At 34.3% G+C, this 17,528-nt stretch carries 16 protein-coding genes; 4 read left to right on the plus strand and 12 right to left on the minus strand.

The window, feature by feature from the left end:
• The first annotated feature begins 140 nt into the window (after nucleotides 1-140).
• Both J7E44_RS13390 and J7E44_RS13395 read left to right on the plus strand, forming a co-directional pair.
• Nucleotides 141-3,008 (plus strand): carboxypeptidase regulatory-like domain-containing protein, encoded by a 2,868-nt coding sequence (locus J7E44_RS13390; protein WP_214830605.1) that lies wholly within the window; start codon nucleotides 141-143, stop codon nucleotides 3,006-3,008.
• A gap of 32 nt (nucleotides 3,009-3,040) precedes the next feature.
• Complete coding sequence (locus tag J7E44_RS13395) at nucleotides 3,041-4,339, plus strand: M949_1556 family lipoprotein (RefSeq protein WP_214830607.1); 1,299 nt, start codon at nucleotides 3,041-3,043, stop codon at nucleotides 4,337-4,339.
• A gap of 90 nt (nucleotides 4,340-4,429) precedes the next feature.
• On the opposite strand, the gene J7E44_RS13400 is transcribed toward J7E44_RS13395, so the two are convergent.
• The 5 genes from J7E44_RS13400 to J7E44_RS13420 form a co-directional block, all read right to left on the minus strand.
• The gene (locus J7E44_RS13400) at nucleotides 4,430-4,900 is read right to left on the minus strand and encodes a DUF6702 family protein (protein WP_251040574.1); all 471 of its coding nucleotides are present in this window, start codon (nucleotides 4,898-4,900) and stop codon (nucleotides 4,430-4,432) included.
• A 58-nt stretch (nucleotides 4,901-4,958) separates the two neighbouring features.
• On the minus strand, nucleotides 4,959-5,711 hold the full coding sequence (locus tag J7E44_RS13405) for an LOG family protein (RefSeq protein WP_214830611.1): 753 nt from the start codon (nucleotides 5,709-5,711) through the stop codon (nucleotides 4,959-4,961).
• Nucleotides 5,712-5,717: 6 nt separating this feature from the next.
• Nucleotides 5,718-6,431 (minus strand): nucleotidyltransferase family protein, encoded by a 714-nt coding sequence (locus tag J7E44_RS13410; protein WP_214830613.1) that lies wholly within the window; start codon nucleotides 6,429-6,431, stop codon nucleotides 5,718-5,720.
• Nucleotides 6,432-6,507: 76 nt separating this feature from the next.
• On the minus strand, nucleotides 6,508-6,915 hold the full coding sequence (locus J7E44_RS13415) for a RapZ C-terminal domain-containing protein (protein ID WP_214830615.1): 408 nt from the start codon (nucleotides 6,913-6,915) through the stop codon (nucleotides 6,508-6,510).
• Between the two features lie 75 nt (nucleotides 6,916-6,990).
• Entirely contained in the window at nucleotides 6,991-8,013 is a 1,023-nt protein-coding gene (locus J7E44_RS13420; RefSeq protein WP_214830617.1) for an aminoglycoside phosphotransferase family protein, read from the minus strand.
• A 50-nt stretch (nucleotides 8,014-8,063) separates the two neighbouring features.
• Here J7E44_RS13420 and xrtF point away from each other — a divergent pair, with 50 nt between their 5' ends.
• Complete coding sequence (gene xrtF, locus J7E44_RS13425) at nucleotides 8,064-8,594, plus strand: exosortase family protein XrtF (RefSeq protein WP_214830619.1); 531 nt, start codon at nucleotides 8,064-8,066, stop codon at nucleotides 8,592-8,594.
• A complete protein-coding gene (locus tag J7E44_RS13430; RefSeq protein ID WP_214830622.1) occupies nucleotides 8,581-9,015 on the plus strand; it encodes an exosortase F system-associated membrane protein in 435 nt (144 codons plus the stop codon). Before xrtF ends, J7E44_RS13430 begins: the two co-directional genes overlap by 14 nt.
• 9 nt (nucleotides 9,016-9,024) lie before the next feature.
• On the opposite strand, the gene J7E44_RS13435 is transcribed toward J7E44_RS13430, so the two are convergent.
• From J7E44_RS13435 to J7E44_RS13465, 7 genes are all read right to left on the minus strand, one after another.
• Nucleotides 9,025-10,020 (minus strand): cation diffusion facilitator family transporter, encoded by a 996-nt coding sequence (locus J7E44_RS13435; protein WP_214830624.1) that lies wholly within the window; start codon nucleotides 10,018-10,020, stop codon nucleotides 9,025-9,027.
• Nucleotides 10,021-10,074: 54 nt separating this feature from the next.
• On the minus strand, nucleotides 10,075-11,067 hold the full coding sequence (locus tag J7E44_RS13440; RefSeq protein WP_214830632.1) for an aspartate-semialdehyde dehydrogenase: 993 nt from the start codon (nucleotides 11,065-11,067) through the stop codon (nucleotides 10,075-10,077).
• Nucleotides 11,068-11,097: 30 nt separating this feature from the next.
• On the minus strand, nucleotides 11,098-11,529 hold the full coding sequence (locus J7E44_RS13445; RefSeq protein ID WP_214830634.1) for a hypothetical protein: 432 nt from the start codon (nucleotides 11,527-11,529) through the stop codon (nucleotides 11,098-11,100).
• 91 nt (nucleotides 11,530-11,620) lie between these two features.
• Nucleotides 11,621-14,215 (minus strand): TonB-dependent receptor, encoded by a 2,595-nt coding sequence (locus J7E44_RS13450; protein ID WP_214830636.1) that lies wholly within the window; start codon nucleotides 14,213-14,215, stop codon nucleotides 11,621-11,623.
• 209 nt (nucleotides 14,216-14,424) lie between these two features.
• Nucleotides 14,425-15,285 carry a carboxylating nicotinate-nucleotide diphosphorylase gene (nadC, locus tag J7E44_RS13455; RefSeq protein WP_214830644.1) on the minus strand — a complete coding sequence of 287 codons (861 nt, stop codon included), beginning with the start codon at nucleotides 15,283-15,285 and terminating at the stop codon, nucleotides 14,425-14,427.
• A 12-nt stretch (nucleotides 15,286-15,297) separates the two neighbouring features.
• Nucleotides 15,298-16,869: an L-aspartate oxidase gene (gene nadB / locus J7E44_RS13460; RefSeq protein WP_214830646.1), complete on the minus strand. Its 1,572-nt coding sequence runs from the start codon at nucleotides 16,867-16,869 to the stop codon at nucleotides 15,298-15,300.
• Between the two features lie 29 nt (nucleotides 16,870-16,898).
• Nucleotides 16,899-17,525, minus strand: coding sequence for an NAD(P)H-dependent oxidoreductase (locus J7E44_RS13465; protein WP_214830648.1), 627 nt, complete (start codon nucleotides 17,523-17,525; stop codon nucleotides 16,899-16,901).
• Nucleotides 17,526-17,528 lie beyond the last annotated feature (3 nt).

Consider the following 17,528-nt stretch of genomic DNA (forward strand, 5'->3'; position numbering starts at 1 on the left):
TGTGTTTTTGCTGAGATCTTATATTGGTAATATAAAACAATTTTACATAGTATTTAGATTGTAAATTTTGTTAAATTTATAGATGCCCATTTTTTTAAAGAATAGAAAATGAGAGCAAAACAAGAAAAAAACATACACTTATGATGAAAAAACTATCATTAGTCTCTTTGTTTACTTTACTTCCCACATCTCATTATTTTGCTCAAACTACAGTGTTCGGGTATCTAAAGGATGATGATGGAAAACCCATTGAAAGGGTAGAAGTAGATTTGCAAGGGAGCGAAAATGATGCAACGGCAGATCAGATTGGATATTTCCAATTTGTCGATTTACAGTCGGGACATTATCAAATTGTAATGACGAAATCCAATTACGAAATCAAAGTAATGGAGTTCGATATCACGGATGACGAAAAAAGGAAGGATTTAGGAATCATTACCCTATATTCTAAGCTTGCTAATTTGGATCAGGGCCTGGCTATTATAGACAGCAATAATGACGATGATGGCAACAATCAGACCTCTACCGTAGGACTACTTCAATCCTCTATGGATGTTTTTAGTAGAATTGCAGCATTTGACTTAGGATTTTACTGGTTCCGACCAAGAGGAATAGATGGAAGAACTGGAGAGATTATGCTGAATGGAGTTTCGATGATCAAGTTGGATAACGGAAATGTAGATTTCGGAAACTGGGGTGGCTTGAATGAGATTACAAGATATCCTGAAATTTCTGCAAATCATGCACCATCCGAATATACCTATGGAGGGAATAGTTCTGTGATTTATAAAAATACGAAAGCAGGTGAATATAGGAAGGGCTTCCAGTTTACTCAGTCTTTAACCAATAGGAATTACAGAAACCGAACATCTTTGCGTTACAGCTCAGGAATGAATAAAAAAGGCTGGGCATTTACAGTAATGGGTGCCAGGAGATGGGCTGAAGAAGGGATTCAAGAGGGAACTTTTTATAATGCATATTCTGCTTATTTAGGGATTGAAAAAAGAATTAACGACAAACATAGCATAACATTTAATTTTATCGGAGCTCCTTACCGGAGATCTACTGCAAGCCCTAGCACACAAGAAGTATATAATTACAGAGGAGTTCATTACAATTCTTATTGGGGATATCAAGATGGTAAACAGAGGAGTGAGCGGATTAGAAAAGGTTTTCAACCAATATTCCAGATCCAGGACTTTTGGAAAATTGATAAAAAATCAAGTCTTTGGACTTCTGTTTCCTATCAGTTTGGAAAAGATAAGGGCTCCCGGTTAGACTGGCAGAATGTGCAGAATCCTTCACCTACTTATTATAGAAATCTACCCAGTTATTATAATTCTTTGAATCCTAACACTTCAGTTCCTACTAGTTCTGGTGAAGTACCGACTAGTGTACAGGATGCATATCAGACCTCTTTAGCTACTTGGACTTCCGGAGATACAAATGTTACTCAATTGAATTGGGATAATCTTTACAGGAGAAACAAGCAACAACCTATTGAAAACTATTATGGACGAACTGGTAAAAGAGCTTTATATTATCTTGTTAATGATGTGAGTGATGATAAAATCTTTAATGTATCTACTCATTTCGTCCGCAATTTTAATGAGACAACCAAGTTTTTACTTAATGTATCATATCAGAACTATCGTTCCGAATTATACAGACAAGTAAAGGATCTCATGGGTGCTGATTTTGTTTTAAACCGGGATCCTTTTGCGGCAACCAACCAGCCCGGAAAATCTGGTTTATTTAATGAAGGCGAAGAGAATGTTACCAAACAGATTGGAGACAGAATGACATACAATTATATCTTCAGAAGGCAAGAGATAAAGGTAAATCCTGGATTGAAATTTATAGCTGGGAAATTTGATTTATTTGTTACAGCTCTTGCAGGATATTCAACTTCAAGCAGGGAAGGGTTGTTCAATCATTATTTGTATAAAGATTCTAAAGGAAAGAGTGCAGATTACAACTTCTGGAATTATGGTTTGAAGGGGCAAGCCATTTATAAATTAAATGGAAGGAATTTTTTTATATATAATGGAGCTTATTATTCTCAGGCGCCTTCTCTTGAAGATCTGTTCATAAATCCGAGGGTAAATAGCTCGACAGCTCCCAATATCAAGAACATGGTTATAAGGGCAAATGACCTTAGCTATGTCATGTCTTCTCCATTTCTGAAACTAAGGCTAAGTGGGTATTTAGTTGATACAAGTAATGAAACAACAGTACAAAGATTCTTTGCAGATGGTATTCAATTAAATAATATTGATGATCAGGGAAATGAGACATCAGTGCAGAGCGCTTTTATAACCCAGATAATGACTGATGTGAAAAAAAGAAATTTAGGTGTAGAGCTAGGGATTGATGCTAAAATTACTCCAACCTTATCTTTACAGGGACTAATAAGTTATGGACAGTTCACTTATCAGAATGATCCTGTCACTTACTTCGCTTCAGATGCAGCAGGTGTTTTTTCCAACGGTCTTTCTTATATGAACGTAGGAAAAGCATACATTAAAAATTATCGACAGGGAGGTACCCCACAACAAGCCTATTCCTTTGGGTTTAAATATAATTCACCTAAATACTGGTGGTTTGGGGGCAACTGGAACTATTTTGATGATAGTTATCTGGATCCTTCGGCATTAATAAGAACAGAATCATTTGTCCAAAATAATAATTCTTCAACTCCTTATTATAACCTGACAACATCTGAATTAAGAAGGGTATTAAAGCCGAATAAATTACCATCTTCATTTTTCTTTAATGCGAATGCTGGTAAATCGTGGTCTATCAGGAAGTATTATGTTTTGCTTTCGGCCTCAGTAAATAATATTATGAATAACAAAAGATATATTACTGGAGGTTTTGAACAAACAAGAAATGCTAAATTCTCAAATTTTATGCAAGATAATGACAGAGAATTTACTTTGTTCGGACCAAAATACTGGTATACTCAGGGAAGATCTTATTTTGTTAACCTGCAATTTAGATTTTAGCACTTATCATTAACTATTTTTAAAACAACAAAATGAATAGAAAAAAATATTTTAGTTTAATAACAGGAATTGTCTTTGCTACAGTTTCTCTTAGTTCTTGTGTACAAAAAGATGATTGGGATACCCCTCCAATCAGATGTACAAATAAGTTTTCTGCTCCCACAATGACAATGGCAAATTTCAAAGCACAGGCTCCGGCGAATGGTTTTATTTTAATTAATACGGATCAGATTTTTGACGGTTATGTGATCTCTTCTGATGAAAACGGAAATTTCTATAAAACAATTTCTTTTCAGGATAAATCTGAAAACCCTACTGCAGGACTACAAATTGAAATTGATAAAGCAGGTAATTATGCCGATTTTCCTGTAGGAGCACATATCATAATTAATGCAAAAGGATTAAGATTAGGAACTGATAGAGGCGTGGTGAAGATTGGCTCAGTAGATCCAACGTATGCAATAGGAAGAATACCTGGTACTTTATTCAGTAAATATATTTGTGGTGTATGTAATGGGTCAAGTTTGGATATTGAAGTTATAAAACCTTTAGAACTGGCAGACCTGAAACAAGCTCAGAAGACTGATTATTTGAATATTTTGGTTAAAGTACCTAATGTTCAGTTTGCAGCTTCTGAATTAGGGAAAAGCTATGTTAATTATGTAGCGGGTTCTGGAGTTGATACAGATAGAAGTATTGTGGATACCAATGGAAACTCTACAATATTAAGAAACGCGGGGTTTTCTACATTTGGAGCAACGTCGATTCCGGAAGGAAAAGGGAGCCTTACGTTTGTTATAAACCGCTATAATTCTTCCTGGCGGATGCAAATACGAAATTTAAATGATGTTAATTTTATAGGGAAAAGATTTTTCTTTGAAGGCTTTGATGGAAACCTAGATGATTGGTCCAATATAAGTATTCAAGGAGCTGAGATCTGGAATATTCAGCAGTTTGGAAACCCAAAACCATGTGTGGTAATGAATGGTTTAAATAAAGATAACGAAGATTGGTTGATCTCAAAACCCATTTCTTTGCAAGGGTTTTCTTCCGCTTTTTTGTCTTTCGATACCGATGTTAAAAATAATGGTAACCCACTGGAAGTTTTTGTGACTAAAAATTATACAGGAAATCCTGCAACAACGCTGTGGGAGCCACTATCTGCTGTATTTGATCAGGATGCTAATTTGTTTAACACCTGGACTTATTCCGGCAATATTAATCTGAATGCTTATTTGAATAAGGATATTATTATTGGCTTTAAATATACCTCTGCGGTTTCCGCTTCCGCAATATGGCAACTGGATAATATAAGAGTAGTTGGGAATTAAAAGAAATTATAAACAGACTTTTGTATTATACTACACCAACTGAAAAGCCACTACAGGTGTAGTGGCTTTATTATTTAAATTGATTCTTTTTTAGAAAGATACTTCGTTTACTTCTTTTCCACGTTGGAAATTCATTACTTTCTGACTTCCTTTATAAGAAATAGTAACGATGTTACTCTGCTTTGGAAAGGCACTTAGAAGTATTGTATTTTTAATCTTTAAGGTATTGATATCTGAAACACCGCCAGTCTCAAAATATACCCATACAGTTTCTCCGCTTACTTGACTTCCGGTAAATGTTATTGTTTTAGGCGAACCGTTGACGTACACATCAAAATTATTATTTACATATTTTTTTACTTCTGCTTCAAATCCTGCTGTATTGGGATTTATTTTAATAGCATCAGAAATATGACTTGTATTCATTTTTGTGGTGAACTTCAATGTTTTGCTTCCATCAATATAATCAACTTTTGTCATTGAGGAGAAAAAGTCTACATACATAAAACTCATTAACACAAAACATGTTAAAATTCCTGATATATATAAAAGTTTTTTCATCTTAATTAATAGATTTACAATCATAATTGTTATTTATAAGTCACAAATAATATGCCAATTAGAAATTGACATTTACAGCATACTTGTCATAAAATGCTTTAATGTGCGCTACAGCTTCATCAGCAGTATCTACCACTCTATAAAGATCCAGATCATCTTCAGCAATCATTCCTTCTTTTAATAAAGTTGCTTTGAACCATTCCAGTAAACCATTCCAGAATTCAGAACCAACCAATACGATAGGGAATCTTCCGATTTTGTTAGTTTGAATAAGGGTAATCGCTTCTGTAAGTTCATCAAGGGTCCCAAATCCTCCAGGCATTACAACGAATCCCTGAGAATATTTTACAAACATTACTTTTCTCACGAAAAAGTAATCGAAATTCATTGAATAGGATTTATTGATATAAGGATTGAAATGTTGTTCAAAAGGCAGGTCGATATTTAAACCAATAGATTTTCCTTCAGCATTAAAAGCACCTTTATTTCCTGCTTCCATAATCCCGGGGCCTCCACCTGTAATAATACCAAAGCCTATTTTGGTTATTTTTTCTGCAATTTCTACAGCCATTTCATAGTATTTGCTGTCCGGCTTCAATCTTGCAGATCCAAAAATAGAGACACAAGGTCCAATTTTTGCCAATTTTTCATAACCATCCACAAACTCAGCCATTACCTTAAAAACCATCCAACTGTCTTTTGTAATGATCTCATCCCAGGTTTTTTGCCTTAGGCTATTTTGTAGTTTTGTTTCGTTTATATCAAGTTCTGGATTTACTAAACTTTCATCCCTGGTTTCATTAATTTCCATTTCAAATTATTTAAAGTGTTTTTCAGCTTCTATTACAGATTCCGGTCTTCCAACATCTATCAAAAGACAGTCGTGTACATAACCATGGATTTTTTCTGTGTGCATAAGATCCAGATATTCTTCCATAACAGAAAACTTGCCCTTTCTTTTTATTTTCTCAAAGATAGAGGGGTTAATGCAATGGACACCACTAAAAGCTAATGCCTTAAATCCTTTATTGAATTCTGCAAGCCTTTGTTCTCCGGTTTGTACATTTAACCACCCTCTTAGTACCAAATCATCATTGAAAAGAAGCTTTCTCGAACTTTCTCTGTCCGAGACGGCTAAAGTAGCAAAATCTTTTATCTTTTTGTGATAGGTAACAAGATCAGTAATATTTATATCAGTAAGAATATCCGCATTCATGATCAGAAAATCTTCTCCATGATCAAGGAGTTTTCTAGCAAAAATTAAACCACCGCCGGTTTCAAGCAATTCCTCCCTTTCATCAGAGATTTCAATTTTGCAATTAAAATTGTTGTTTTCCTTTAAAAAATCAACAATCTGATCTCCAAAATGATGAATATTTATGACAAAATCGTTGATCCCGAAACTTTTAAGATATTTGATATTTCTTTCTAATAGTGGAACCTCATTTACCTTAACCAACGCTTTTGGATGATGGTCTGTAAAAGGCTTTAGACGTGTTCCTTTTCCGGCTGCAAAAATTAAAGCTTTCATTTGTTATTGTTGATAGATGATGAATGATCATTGATAAAATAAGCAGTGTGTAAATTAATCATTTATAATTTATCGCTTACGAATTAAGATGATGCTGCTCATCATGATGTAGGCTTATTTCTGTTCCTTCCGGATACTTTTGCTTGATATATTCAGCTATTTTTATTGCAGAATATACCGATCTATGCTGTCCACCAGTGCATCCGAAGTTTACCTGAAGATTTTCAAATCCTCTTGAAAGATAATTGTCGATATTAATGGATATAATACTTTTTACCAGTTCTAAAAATTTTGGCATTTCAGTTTCGCTCTCCAGAAATTCCTGAACCCCGATATCATTGCCTGTCTGGGTTTTATATTCTTCAATTCTTCCAGGATTTAAAATTCCCCTGCAATCAAAAGTGAAACCGCCCCCATTTCCAGAATCATCTTTTGGTATTCCTCCTTTTTTATATGAGAAGCTGTGTATATCTATGTGTAGCATTTTTATTTTTTATTTTTAAACCAAAGGCTTATTAAACTTAATTAAGGATTAGGAAGCTTTAAAATAGGAGAGAATCTATTTATCGTTTAAGATCTCATTAATTTTTGACTTCGTTTTATCAAGAGCTAATTGTTGTATTACTTTTTTTAGTTCAGGATACTCTTTCATCTGGTCCCATTTTTCAGCAAACTGTATTATATTTTCAATACCCTGTTCTATACTTGATATAAAATGTTTTTTTCTTTGAATAAGTCCTCTAAAACCATAGGCGCCCAAAACCTGAAGGAATCTCATCATTTGAAGCGGCTTTACCGAATCTTTTAGTTGGTGTTCTGTTTCTTCATTTTCAAACTGAGCAATATAGAACTCTAGCATCTCATTTTTTAAATCTTCAGGGAAATTAGCTTTAGCCTGAAAAAGAAAAGAAATTACATCATACATTAAAGGCCCTTTCATAGCGGACTGATAGTCGATAAAAGAAACATTGTTATTTTCGTTTATCATGATATTTCTTGACTGAAAGTCTCTGATCATTATTCCCTGTGGCTCAAGATTTTCAATACGAATTGAAATTTTCTTAAATTCCTTTAGTAAGGTTGATTTATGATATTCGAGTTCCAAGACATCAGCAATAAAGTTCTTGAAATAATACAGATCATGAATGACCGGAAGTTCATCGTAGCTTTCATATTCAAATGTTTTACTAAAGTCAATTTTTCCTTGTGTCTGTTTCTGTAGCTGGAAAAGTTTTTCTAGTGTTTGCTTTACCAAAGATTTTACTTTTTCCGATAAGCCCTCATTTGAAATGATTTCAGATAAGGTGTTTTCACCTAAAAATTCCTGAATGTACATTTTCCGATCTTCGGAAATAGCAAAAATAGTAGGAGTATTAAGGGTTAGTTTGGAAAAAACTGTTGAATAATAGAAGAAACTTTCGTTCTCCTGGATATTCTCATTATAAGTAATAATGTATTTTTTGTTGTCTGCTTTTGCCCAAAAATTCACCCTCGCGGATCCGCTTTGAGCCAATGTGACGAACTCAGAAGATTTTTCACCTATATAGTTTTCAAAAAATCGTTGTGCGTTTTCAGAAGTCATAATATGGAAACAAATATACTAAATTACAGTCTAATTTTTATCTTTGCATCATGCTAAAGGATTTTAAACCAGTTTTAAGTATTCTATTGAGGTTCATCATCATCTATCTGGTGCTGCTTTTTTGTTATCAGTTTTACCTGAATAGTTTTAAAGAATCCGGACTAGACCCTTTTTCACGAATAATTGCTGAACAGGTAAGCTGGATCCAAAATGCTTTACACTATCCTACACAGTTGTATAATGATGTTTCAAAAGAACAGGTCTGGTTTTATGTGAAAAAAGTTTATGTGACAAGAATGGTAGAAGGATGTAATGCTATTTCAGTTATGATCCTATTTATTTCTTTTGTTTTTGCTTTTTATAAAGGCCTCAAAACTTTTATTTTTGCATTTATTGGCCTTTTATTGCTTTATATAATGAATATTCTACGAATTGTAGGCCTAAATATTGTTGTAAGTGACTTTAAACAATATGAGAGAATTGCTCATGATTTTCTTTTTCCTGCCATCATTTATGGGACAGTAGTTGTACTTTGGCTTATATGGATTAAATTCTTTGCTTTAAAAAATGAAAATTCTTAATTGGTTTTTAGTAATAATCGGAATCTGTGGTCTTATAAGTGTGCGAATACTTGAGGACAAATTGTTTTATGACCCATTCCTGGGTTATTTTCATGAAGCTGATAAAAGTATGATATTTCCTTCTTTTGAATGGGGGCAGTTAATTCTGGGATATGTATTCAGATTTATTTTAAACTTACTTTTCTCTTGTTTAATTATTCATTTTTTATTTAAAGATAAAACATGGACAATGCAGGGAGGTATATTGATAATGATAATTTTCCTGATTACTTTTCCTATTTATCTGTATTGTATTTACAATAAATTTGAAATAGGTTATCTTTTTTCTTTCTATATGAGACGGTTTGTGATTCAGCCTTTGGCAATACTTTTAATCGTTCCAATGTTTTATTATAGAAAACAGATGGTAAAGGGAGGCTAGTAAAAATTTTTATTTTACGGTGTGTTTGATTTCAAGTATAATGTTACCGGTTGTCCATTCTATTCTTTTTACGAATTCTCTTTCACGGACCGGGCAATCCATAATCTGGCATATGGGACATGAAATGATCTTACAATCATCCATATGAAAATTAAATTCGATAGTACGCTTCATATTTTTAGCTAAAAGAATAATTACATTTTCCATTTCTTTGTGAGCATCACGAAGGCTGTAATACCAGGGAAGCGTAATATGTGCATCAATATGAAGAGAAGATCCAAACTGTTGTATTTTCATATTGTGAATATCTATCCATTCAGTTTTTCTGTTATTTTCGAGTATCTGAACAATTTGGATTAATATTTCAGGATCCTGTTCGTCCATAATTCCACTTAGTGACTTTCGAACAATTTTATACCCTACGAAGATGATGTACCCTCCAAAAATAAGTGCTACGACAGAATCCAGCCAATATATTTTAGTAAAGTAGACGACAATTAAACTGAGCACGACACCAAGTGTCGTAATTGTATCAGATTGGAGGTGTTTTCCTGAGGATATGAGTACCAGTGAATTATCAGTTTCCCCTTTTTTTATGGAAATATAACCCAATAAATAATTAACCACGGCGGTAGCTGCTATAATAGCAATCCCCCAATCTAATTTGTTAAGTATCTTTCCGACGATCAGACTATTGACACCCTCATAGATGATCATAATCCCTGCAATAGCGATCAAAGCTCCTTCTATACCCGAGGTTACAAATTCTACCTTTCCGTGCCCATAAGGATGATCTTCATCCTTGGGTTTGGCAGCAAGATGTAAAGAATACAGTCCCATAAATGCACTGATTACATTAACGATGCTTTCCATGGCATCAGAAAATACGGCATCTGAATTGGTGAGTTTCCAGGCGATAATTTTTCCGATAAATAAGATTATTCCAAAAGTTGCAATCCACTTCTGAAAACCTATTTTATTTTTATTCGTACTCTGAATGTTCATAAGTTTGATAAAAAAAAGAATCTCAATTTTGAGACTCTTTTTTATTTTGTTAGTTTATACTAAGTTGTTTGCTACCAGGTATTCTGCAATCTGTACTGCGTTCGTTGCAGCTCCTTTTCGCAGATTATCAGCTACAATCCAGAGATTGAGCGTTTTCGGCTGAGAAAGATCTCGCCGTATTCTTCCAACGAAGACCTCATCTTTTCCCTCAGAATCTAAAGGCATTGGATAGAGGTTGTTTTTAACATCATCTATTACAATAACTCCTGGGGTTTCAGATAAGATTTTTCTTACCTCGTCAAGTTCAAATTCGTTTTCAAATTCGATATTTACACTTTCAGAATGTCCTCCCTGAACGGGAACTCTTACTGCAGTTGCTGTTAAATTAAATGTATCATCACCTAGAATTTTCTTAGGCTCTTTCATTAATTTAATTTCTTCTTTAGTATAATCATCATCACTGAAAACGTCGCAATGCGGTAAAGCATTTTTAAAGATCTGGTAAGGATATACTTTCGCTACCGAATTGTCACCATTGATTTCAGCATTCAATTGATCAACCGCTGCTTTTCCAGTTCCTGTTACAGACTGGTAAGTAGAGACAACAACTCTTTTAAGGTCATATTTTTTGTTAAGTGGTCCTAAAACCATCACCAACTGAATCGTAGAACAATTTGGATTAGCAATAATCTTATCTTCAGCAGTTAATACATTTGCATTAATCTCCGGAACTACAAGTTTTTTTGTAGGATCCATTCTCCATGCTGAAGAATTATCAATTACCGTTATTCCGGCTTCTGCAAATTTTGGTGCAAACTCAAGCGATGTAGAACCTCCGGCTGAGAAAATTGCAATATCAGGTTTGGCAGCTATAGCGTCATTAATGCTTACAATCGTATACTCTTCCTGTTTATACTTCACCTTCTTACCAATAGATCTTTCCGAAGCGACCGGAATTAATTCTGTGATAGGAAAGTTTCTCTCCTCCAATACTTTAAGCATAACTTGTCCAACCATTCCTGTTGAACCTACTACAGCTACTTTCATCTTAATGATTACAATGTTTAAGTTAATATATTATGCCCCAAAGACTCTTGTCCAAGGGAACGCGAATGCAAATAAACCAACTGCAATTAATCCCATAATGACAATTCCTAAAGAAATGGTATCATTGGATTTTACTTTTTTATTGATGATCGTCATCAATACTGCTGCAATTAGCATAGAAAATGGATGTTCTACATACTGGAACCTTAGGTCTGCATTTTTCATTACTGATCCCATATCCAATCCTTTTGTAAAATTAGTGATCAGCATAATAATCCCAATTAAAAACTGAACATGAAAGAAAATCATCGTGAAGAGGGTAATCTTCTTCAAAAATTTATTCACTTTCCCACTGAAACCAAACATGGTTCCTAAAAGTGCAATAATAAATAATGCTACTAAAAGAAGCTCCAGATACCCAAACCCTTTATGGGCACTAAGTAAAATCTTGTAAAAATCCATATCCTATTTTTTCTATTTTTCTGATCACAAAGATAACAAAAAATCCCAGCCAAAGCCGGGATTGATATTTATAAAATCTAAAATTGTATTATTAGAAGTTGAAAGATAATGTTGCGGACCAAGTTCTTCCGAAACCAAAATATACACGGTTTCCATCAGCTATACCTTTATACATTCTACCTGCTTGTTCATAAGTTTTCCCTTTGTCAGGATCGTTATTAGCAGTAATTTTATCACTACCAAAAGTGTTTGTAGCACCATCGGCAATATAAGTAGTATCAAATAAATTATAAATGTTTGCTCCCACTGTAAAATACTGGCTGTTATCTCTTAATCTAATTTTGTATGATATACCAATATCTGTTAGGTTATAATCAGGTAATTGTAATACTCCTCTGTCTTGATTAGCAATATTTGAGAATGTAGCAATATCAATAGAAGAATATAATTTACCAACGAATCTCCAACCTCCATAAATACTCAAGTCTTTTACAGGTTTAATAGTAGCTCCTAATGACGCTGTCATTTGTGGAATACTGTTGTTGCTTGATCCTCCTACTTTAACCTTATCGATGTAAAGTGTTGTTACATTTGAATCTCCTGCAACTGTCAAAGGTTGGTTGTTTCCATCGAATGTTGATCCGGTTGCATTTCCTTTGTAATAATAATCTCCCCAAGAGAACATTCCGTTAAACTCTACAAAATTATTAAGTTTATAGTTTGCATCAACTTCAATACCTTGGTGGATTTCTGTAATGCCATTCATTTCTGCATAAGCATCTGTTACGTTTGGAACCGTAATATTTCTTCTTAATGCTCTGTCTTTCCATTCTGTTCTATAAATGTTAACATTAGCATTAAATTTAGAAGATCTGAATCCGTATCCAACTTCTGCAGAGAATATTTTCTCGTTAGTTAACTGAGGGTTAACAACCTGCTGATTACTTGGATAAACTGCATTCATGAAAGGTTGCTTACTATAGTAACCAATGTTTCCAAACACATTGTGATTTTCGTTGATGTTATAGTTAAGTCCTCCCTTAACATTGTATCCAAATAAGTTTTTGAATCCAGTCTTTCTATTAACGATCTGATCTCTTTGTTTTGTAACGCCATCAATTACAAACTCATCAATTCTTTGATAACCTTGGTTTGAAACTGACCCTTGTAAGAAGGCAGATATTTTATCATTGGTATATTCAACCTGACCAAATCCACTGTACCAAAGAACTTCACCATCATTACTGAAAGCTAATCTGTTCTCTAGAGGAACTTGGCTTCCTCCAAATGGGTTCCAAACCAACTTTTGGTAATCATAAGTCTGATTAATGACATTAGGGGCAATGTTTTTATTAGTGTTATCCTTATAGCCGCTTGCTCCATATAAGTCAGAAGCAACCTGATAATGGTATCCATAATAATATCTGTTATCTGTTCCAACTGAGAAATTCCAGTTATCATTGATCTTGTGTTGGAAGTTTGCTAAAATACCATACCAGTTGTGAGAATTGATACTTGATCTACGAATTAAAGTTGCTCCATTTCCAGCAGCATTTACGTCGATAGCAGCATTTTCTTTAAAAATTTGGTCATAATTGTATAGACCTTGTGCGTCTCTAAAATATGGCTGGCCATTTGCATCAGTACCGTTAATTGTTTTATTGTTTACTCTACCAATATCTGCAGTTCCTCCACCTCTACCGTTAGACATGTAGGCAACAGTACTTAACTTGGATTTTTCACTCATTGTCCAATCCCAGTTAAACATAAGTACTGGTTTTGAATAATAATTAGATCTATTGGCAAGTGCAACTTTTCTGCCTTCAGCGTTTGTATAGTATCCCCAGTCTGAGTTATAAGTTCTGTCTGGTTTTCCATCCTTATCCGGATTATACTTAATATAGTCTGAAATAGAAGGTGCGAAAGATCTCTGATCATGCCATTGAGGAGATGACGTAATCATAAATTGGAAGTTATGCTTTTTGCTTGGCTCCCAACCTAAAGCAAAATAATATGCATAAGATTCAAAATCTGTATTTTGAATATAAGTGCTACCAGCAGTTCTGCTTATTAAGAATGATGAAGACCATCCGTTGTTTAATTTTCCTGTATTGTAAGCAAATGATGTTTTTAAGTAATCGTTATTACCAACGCCCAATCTTATTACACCACCTTTCTTCATATCTGCTGAACGGGTAATAAAGTTAATTGTTCCTCCAACAGAAGCAATTCCTAATTTAGATGAGCCTAAACCTCTTTGAGTTTGGATGAAACTTGTAACATCAGATAAGCCTGTCCAGTTAGAATAGTACACTGTACCACCCTCCATATCATTTACAGGCATACCGTTTACCATTACAGCGATATTTCGAGATTCAAAACCTCTCATCACAATACCTCCGTCTCCAAAACCTCCTCCTGATTTAGTAGCATACACAGAAGGTGTAGTGTTTAAAATCTCAGTAAGTTCTTGGTTACCTAATCTTTCGATAATTTGTGCTGCTTTAATAGTAGAAGCTGCAACAGGTGTCTTTCTATCTTTAGCGATATCGGTTACACCTTGTAAAATTACCTCCTCAATGTCTTTAGACCTTTTGATTGTGTCCTGTGTTTCTTGAGCGTAATAAACACTAGCTGTAGACAATGTAATTACTACAGTCAGTATCGATTTGTTGATTAATTTCATAATCGTTAGTAATAGTTAGATTTAAATTTTATGCAAAAGTCGATAAATAAAATTTAACCAATATTAACTCAATGTTAATTTTTAACTAATATTAAGAATTATTAACGTGTTGATTAGTAGTATTTTAACTAAAAGCAGTGTTTTTGTGTTAAAAAAATGCATTGCATAATATGTAAAAAAGCATGCTTATTTTTGTTAAAAATACAACGTTACTTCACGGCTTTGAGGCTTAAATCAATGTTCTCAGCGGAGTGAGTAAGGGCTCCTGCAGAGATGTAGGTCACACCTGTAGTTGCGATTTCTTTAAGTTCATCTCTGGTGATTCCTCCTGATGCTTCAGATTCGCAAGAACCATTAATCATATCTACGGCTTGTTTCATCATTTTTACATCCATATTATCAAGCATGATTCTGTCTACTTTTGCTTTAATTGCTTCCTGAACTTCATCTAAATTTCTGGTTTCAACCTCAATTTTAAGCTTTTTCTTATTTTTTTTGATATAATCTTTAGCCATTTTTACGGCATTGGTAATGCTGCCATTATAATCAATGTGATTGTCTTTCAGCATGATCATATCATAAAGGCCATATCGGTGATTGGTACCTCCGCCAATAGAAACAGCCCATTTTTCACAAATTCTAAAATTGGGAGTTGTTTTTCTGGTATCTAATAATTTGGTTTTAGTACCCACTAATCTTGAATCCCATTCGTGAGTAAGTGTTGCAATTCCACTCATTCTCTGCATGCAGTTTAAGATGAGTCGTTCCGTAGAAAGTATAGATTGAGCACTTCCAGTAACAATAAAGGCAACATCGCCTACTTTGGCTGCCTCTCCATCTTTGATAAAAGTCTCTACTTTTAAATTTTTATCGAAAGTCTTAAAGATAATTTCGGCTAATTCAACCCCAGCAAGAATACAATTTTGCTTTACTAAAAGTTTGGCACTTTGTTTAAGATCTTTGGGAATTGTGGATAACGTGGAGTGATCCCCGTCCTGAATATCCTCTTCAAGAGCTGATTTTATAAAAGTTTTAAGTGCCTTATCTGTTACGTAGTTTGGCTTTTTCATATGGTATGCTTTTTAAGCTAAATCTTTATTGTAAAATGCTCCTTTGTTCTCTGTCATTTCCATAGATTGGGTAATGATGAGGTAGGCAACGGTTGTTAAGTTTCTTAGTTCTGATAATTGAGGAGAAAGAATAGAGTAGTGGTAGATCTCGTCAACAGCAGCTGCTATTTCATGATGTTTTTGCAGTGCCATCTTCAGACGTCTGTTGCTTCTTACGATACCTACTAAATCACTCATCATTTCCTGAAGCTGTTTTCTAAGATAACTAACGATGACCATTTCATCGATAATTTTCATTCCTTCTTCATTCCATTCCGGTACAGCTTTTAAGTCATCAAAATTGAAATTATTTTTATTCAACAATTCTACTGTTTTAATTGCTGCATTATGTCCAAAAACGAGACCTTCAAGTAAAGAGTTGGAAGCTAGTCTGTTGGCTCCATGTAACCCTGAATTGGTACATTCTCCGACTGCAAATAAATTATTGATTGATGATTGTCCGTCTTTGTCGACTTCAATTCCGCCCATCAAGTAATGGCAAGCGGGAACAACCGGGATGAGTTGTGTAAAAGGATCGATGGCTTCTTCTCTGCATTTTTTATAAATGTTGGGGAAATGATCCAGGAATTTTTCTTTATTCATTTCTCTGCAGTCTAGGCCTACATATTCATCACCGGAGATTTTCATTTCGTTATCAATGGCTCTGGCTACGATATCTCTTGATGCAAGTTCTTCACGTTCGTCATATTTGTGCATGAATTTTTCCCCTCTCTTGGTTCTAAGTTTAGCCCCATCTCCCCGAACGGCTTCAGAAATTAAGAAAAGCATTCCATCAATTTTGCTATACAATGCTGTTGGATGGAATTGGTAATACTGCATATTAGAAACATTTCCTTTCGCTCGTGCAACAAAAGCAATCCCGTCACCAGTTGCAATGGTTGGGTTGGTTGTGTTTTTATAAACATGTCCTGCACCTCCTGTTGCCACAAGTGTTATTTTTGAAGTGATCTTTTTAATGGCTTTGGATTTTTCATCCAAAATATATGCACCATAACAATGGATGTCACCTTCATTTAATTCTTTTCCCGGAACATGATGTTGTGTGATGATATCAATGACATAATGATGATCTAATATCTCAATATTTGGGCTGTTTTTGGCCGTTTGTAAAAGGGCTCTTTCAATTTCAAAACCGGTAATGTCTTTATGGTGAACAATTCTGTTTTCCGTATGTCCGCCTTCTCTACCTAGTGCAAACTCACCATTTTTCATGTCGAATTTTGCACCCCATTCTACAATTTCATTGAATCTTTTAGGAGCTTCTTTTACGACCATTTCAACAACATCACGTTTACTTTCACCGTCACCGGCGCGCATAGTATCTTCAATGTGTTTGTCGAAATTGTCTTTTTTGAAATCTGTAACCACAGCTAAGCCGCCTTGTGCATATTTAGTGTTGCTTTCATCCTCATCGGACTTTGTTACTATGATTATCTTGGCATCAGGAAGTTGTTCAGAAACTTTAATGGCATAAGAAAGTCCCGAGATTCCGGAACCAATTATTAATACATCCGCTTTTATCATATGCTTGCTTTAAGACAATGGTCTAATCATTAAATAAATTTAAACAATTTTTCGTTTGGTTTCCTTACTTTTTTCATGTGCTGAAAGAGATCTTCTTCAGAACGGTAGCCAATTGCCAGTGTAACAGTTACTTTTTCTGTTTCCGGGTTTATATCCAGGATTTTTTCAATTAAATCTTCACGAAAACCTTCCATTGGGCAGGTGTCTATATTTTCAATAGCTGCTGCATACATTAAATTTGCTAAAACGATATACGATTGCTTTTCTGCCCAGTTGAAAATTTCATCCTGGTTTTTTTGATTAACGTGCTGGCTTATACTATTTTTAAAAAGATTTAGGTTTTCTAAAGGAATATCTCTTACTTCAGAAATGTGATTGAAATAGCCCCGGATGTAGCTTTCGTCAATTGTTTTTTTTGAAATAATAACAATGAGATGAGAGCATGTAGAAATTTGAGATGGATTATAAAAAGCCGGAATTAGTTTTTGTTTCATTTCCTCGCTTTCAACAACTAAGATTTTATAAGGTTGCAGCCCCAAAGAACTTGCAGACAGTTTTCCTGACTCAAGAATATTGTGAAGTGTTTCCTGAGGTATAATCTCTTTATTGAATTTTTTTACAGAATATCTTCTGCTTAAAGCTTCCAAATAATTCATAGG

Source organism: Chryseobacterium sp. ISL-6 (assembly GCF_018613715.1).
Taxonomy (GTDB): domain Bacteria; phylum Bacteroidota; class Bacteroidia; order Flavobacteriales; family Weeksellaceae; genus Chryseobacterium; species Chryseobacterium paludis.

Coding starts and splice junctions, on each gene's coding strand:
- J7E44_RS13400 (WP_251040574.1), bottom strand. CDS start 4,900: ATGAAAAAACTTTTATATATATCAGGAATTTTAACATGTTTTGTGTTA.
- J7E44_RS13410 (WP_214830613.1), bottom strand. CDS start 6,431: ATGAAAGCTTTAATTTTTGCAGCCGGAAAAGGAACACGTCTAAAGCCT.
- J7E44_RS13390 (WP_214830605.1), top strand. CDS start 141: ATGATGAAAAAACTATCATTAGTCTCTTTGTTTACTTTACTTCCCACA.
- J7E44_RS13395 (WP_214830607.1), top strand. CDS start 3,041: ATGAATAGAAAAAAATATTTTAGTTTAATAACAGGAATTGTCTTTGCT.
- nadB (WP_214830646.1), bottom strand. CDS start 16,869: ATGATAAAAGCGGATGTATTAATAATTGGTTCCGGAATCTCGGGACTT.
- nadC (WP_214830644.1), bottom strand. CDS start 15,285: ATGAAAAAGCCAAACTACGTAACAGATAAGGCACTTAAAACTTTTATA.
- J7E44_RS13420 (WP_214830617.1), bottom strand. CDS start 8,013: ATGACTTCTGAAAACGCACAACGATTTTTTGAAAACTATATAGGTGAA.
- J7E44_RS13465 (WP_214830648.1), bottom strand. CDS start 17,525: ATGAATTATTTGGAAGCTTTAAGCAGAAGATATTCTGTAAAAAAATTC.
- J7E44_RS13415 (WP_214830615.1), bottom strand. CDS start 6,915: ATGCTACACATAGATATACACAGCTTCTCATATAAAAAAGGAGGAATA.
- J7E44_RS13405 (WP_214830611.1), bottom strand. CDS start 5,711: ATGGAAATTAATGAAACCAGGGATGAAAGTTTAGTAAATCCAGAACTT.
- J7E44_RS13440 (WP_214830632.1), bottom strand. CDS start 11,067: ATGAAAGTAGCTGTAGTAGGTTCAACAGGAATGGTTGGACAAGTTATG.
- J7E44_RS13450 (WP_214830636.1), bottom strand. CDS start 14,215: ATGAAATTAATCAACAAATCGATACTGACTGTAGTAATTACATTGTCT.
- J7E44_RS13430 (WP_214830622.1), top strand. CDS start 8,581: ATGAAAATTCTTAATTGGTTTTTAGTAATAATCGGAATCTGTGGTCTT.
- J7E44_RS13445 (WP_214830634.1), bottom strand. CDS start 11,529: ATGGATTTTTACAAGATTTTACTTAGTGCCCATAAAGGGTTTGGGTAT.
- xrtF (WP_214830619.1), top strand. CDS start 8,064: ATGCTAAAGGATTTTAAACCAGTTTTAAGTATTCTATTGAGGTTCATC.
- J7E44_RS13435 (WP_214830624.1), bottom strand. CDS start 10,020: ATGAACATTCAGAGTACGAATAAAAATAAAATAGGTTTTCAGAAGTGG.